Origin of the sequence: Streptomyces sp. 13-12-16 (assembly GCF_002114215.1) — a bacterium.
GTDB lineage: Bacteria > Actinomycetota > Actinomycetes > Streptomycetales > Streptomycetaceae > Streptomyces.
In genome coordinates this window covers 1-2,808 of record NZ_NCTE01000708.1, presented here as the reverse complement: position 1 = coordinate 2,808, position 2,808 = coordinate 1, and the positions used below count along the sequence as shown (strand labels likewise).

The 2,808-nt window shown below is 69.9% G+C and carries 4 protein-coding genes and 1 pseudogene; 4 read left to right on the top strand and 1 reads right to left on the bottom strand.

The features are described from left to right. A pseudogene (locus tag B7767_RS26765) lies at positions 1 to 258 on the bottom strand (hypothetical protein); the annotation flags it as partial. A 207-nt stretch (positions 259 to 465) separates the two neighbouring features. Here B7767_RS26765 and rimP point away from each other — a divergent pair. The 4 genes from rimP to B7767_RS26745 all read left to right on the top strand — a co-directional run. Next, complete coding sequence (gene rimP, locus B7767_RS26760) at positions 466 to 966, top strand: ribosome maturation factor RimP (protein WP_073936963.1); 501 nt, start codon at positions 466 to 468, stop codon at positions 964 to 966. A gap of 2 nt (positions 967 to 968) precedes the next feature. Continuing rightward, a complete protein-coding gene (gene nusA / locus B7767_RS26755; protein WP_085574428.1) occupies positions 969 to 1,967 on the top strand; it encodes a transcription termination factor NusA in 999 nt (332 codons plus the stop codon). 102 nt (positions 1,968 to 2,069) lie between these two features. Beyond that, a complete protein-coding gene (locus B7767_RS26750) occupies positions 2,070 to 2,351 on the top strand; it encodes a YlxR family protein (RefSeq protein ID WP_073936961.1) in 282 nt (93 codons plus the stop codon). A 185-nt stretch (positions 2,352 to 2,536) separates the two neighbouring features. Beyond that, positions 2,537 to 2,808: translation initiation factor IF-2 N-terminal domain-containing protein (locus B7767_RS26745; RefSeq protein ID WP_143652649.1), on the top strand; the 272-nt coding region annotated here is incomplete at its 3' end.

Sequence of the window (2,808 nt, the reverse complement as noted above, 5' to 3'; positions counted from 1 at the left end):
CGCGCGCAGCGGACGCAGCCGCTCCGCCAGCTTCGGATGCGCGGCCACGACCGCGTCGTACCGCTCGGCCAGCTCCCTGCTGTCCCGGGCCGCACGCGCGCGTGCCCGGTCGGCGGCCGAGGGACGGCTGCCGCCGGAGGCACCGGGGTCCTCGGACCCGGCGGAGCAGCCCGCCACCAGCAGGGCCGCCGGGGCGACGGCGAGCAGACTCCTTCTGCGCGGCCCCGAACGGGCGCGCGGAGACAGGGGGAACGACACGGCAGACGTCCTCGGAAGCTCGTACGAACGTGGCGACGGAAAAGGGCGGGCCGGGGCCCGTGATCACCGTACCCGTGCGCCCGCGCGGAGGCGCCCAGCGGCACCCTCCGTGACCGGGTGGACAGCAACACCCTCCGCGACCGGATACCCTTTGACCAGACACGCGCACCGTCCCACAACAGCACACGCGGCCGAGGAGTCACCCGGATGAGCACCACCCAGAGCGAGAGGCTTCGAGAACTTCTGGAACCGCTCGTCAGCTCCCAGGGCCTGGATCTCGAAGAGATCGCCGTGGACGCGGTCGGCCGCAAGCGTGTGCTGCGTGTCGTCGTCGACTCCGACACCGGAGCGGACCTCGACCGGATCGCCGATGTGAGCCGCGCGCTCTCGGCGAAGCTCGACGAGACGGACGCGATGGGCAGCGCGGAGTACACCCTCGAGGTCGGCACCCCGGGCGCGGAACGCCTCCTCACCGAACACCGGCACTACACGCGCGCCACCGGCCGCCTGGTCCGGTTCCAGCTCGCCGAGGGCGGCGAACTGGTCGCCAGGATCATCGAGGCCGACGACGAGGGTCTCGACCTCGAGGTGCCCGGGGTGAAGGGCCGCAAGGCCACCGCGCGCAGACTCGCCTTCGACGACATCACCAGGGCGCGCGTCCAGGTCGAGTTCAACCGCAAGGACAACGAGAAGGAAGAGGAGGCGTAATCGTGGACATCGACATGAGTGCACTTCGGCTCTTGGTGAGGGAGAAGGAGATCTCCCTCGGCCTGCTGGTCGAAGCGATCGAATCGGCCCTCCTCATCGCCTATCACCGCACCGAGGGAAGCCGCCGGCACGCGCGCGTGGAGCTCAACCGGGAGACCGGACATGTGACCGTGTGGGCGAAGGAGGACCCCGAGGACCTCGAGGAGGGCCAGGAGGCCCGCGAGTTCGACGACACCCCGTCCGGCTTCGGTCGTATCGCCGCCACCACGGCCAAGCAGGTCATCCTGCAGCGCCTGCGCGACGCCGAGGACGACGCGACGCTCGGCGAGTACGCCGGCCGCGAGGGCGACATCGTCACCGGAGTGGTCCAGCAGGGCCGCGATCCGAAGAACGTACTGGTCGACATCGGCAAGCTGGAGGCCATCCTGCCGGTGCAGGAGCAGGTGCCCGGCGAGACCTACCCGCACGGCATGCGGCTGCGCAGCTACGTCGTCCGGGTGGCCAAGGGGGTGCGCGGCCCGTCCGTCACCCTGTCGCGCACGCACCCCAACCTGGTGAAGAAGCTCTTCGCCCTGGAGGTGCCGGAGATCGCCGACGGGTCCGTCGAGATCTCCGCGATCGCCCGCGAGGCCGGCCACCGCACCAAGATCGCCGTACGTTCCACCCGCTCGGGCCTGAACGCCAAGGGCGCCTGCATCGGCCCCATGGGCGGCCGGGTGCGCAACGTCATGGGCGAGCTGAACGGCGAGAAGATCGACATCGTCGACTGGTCCGACGACCCGGCCGAGATGGTGGCGAACGCGCTGTCGCCTGCCCGGGTCTCCAAGGTGGAGATCGTCGACATGGCCGCCCGGTCCGCCCGGGTCATCGTGCCGGACTACCAGCTGTCCCTGGCGATCGGCAAGGAGGGGCAGAACGCCCGCCTCGCCGCCCGGCTGACCGGCTGGCGGATCGACATCCGGCCGGACACGGAACAGCCCGGGGAACGAACCGGGGAATAGATCCAAGCCGCAGGGCGCTGAGATCACGACAGCTTTGCGCGCGGCAAGTGTTCGATTCTTGCCCCAAAGGGGTGAGGTCGGCGCGGGGAGGTAGACTGAGGAGTGTCTGGCCGGACACGTGCTGGCGTATGCCCCGAGCGCACCTGCGTGGGGTGCCGGGAGCGAGCGGTCAAGAGCGAACTGCTGCGCATCGTGGTGATCGAGGACGCGTGCGTCCCCGATCCTCGCGGTACGCTGCCCGGCCGGGGTGCGTATGTGCATCCCGTCCCGGTCTGTCTCGACCAGGCGGTGCGCCGCAGGGCGTTCCCACGGGCGCTCCGCGTCCCGGGACCGCTCGACGTAAAGGCGTTGCGCCTCTACGTCGAGCAGGCACAAGGTTGCTGAGCAGCGGCTCTTCGCCGGCTGGACAGGCAACACGCACGAACATGCCGCACGGAAGTCCCCGTGCGGTCTGGTACCTCGCGAGTCGAAAGCAGGTCGAGATTGCGATGAGCACTCGATGAGTACGCGATGAGTACGCCCATGAACTAGCGACGGTCCGGACGCAACCCGGACCTCAAAGGAGCGAAGTGGCTAAGGTCCGGGTCTACGAACTCGCCAAGGAGTTCGGCGTGGAGAGCAAGGTCGTCATGGCCAAGCTCCAGGAACTCGGTGAATTCGTCCGTTCGGCGTCTTCGACCATCGAAGCGCCCGTAGTACGCAAGCTGACAGACGCCTTCCAGCAGGGCGGGGGCAACGGCAAGTCCGCCGCGAAGCCCGGCGCGCCCCGCAAGGCGGCCCCCAGGCCCGCCGCGCCGTCCCCGGCGCAGGCGGCCCGTCCGGGTCCGGCTGCTCCGAAGCC

What these genes read in the sequence shown, in the direction of transcription:
- rimP (WP_073936963.1), top strand. Translation starts at nt 466, where the DNA reads ATGAGCACCACCCAGAGCGAGAGGCTTCGAGAACTTCTGGAACCGCTC.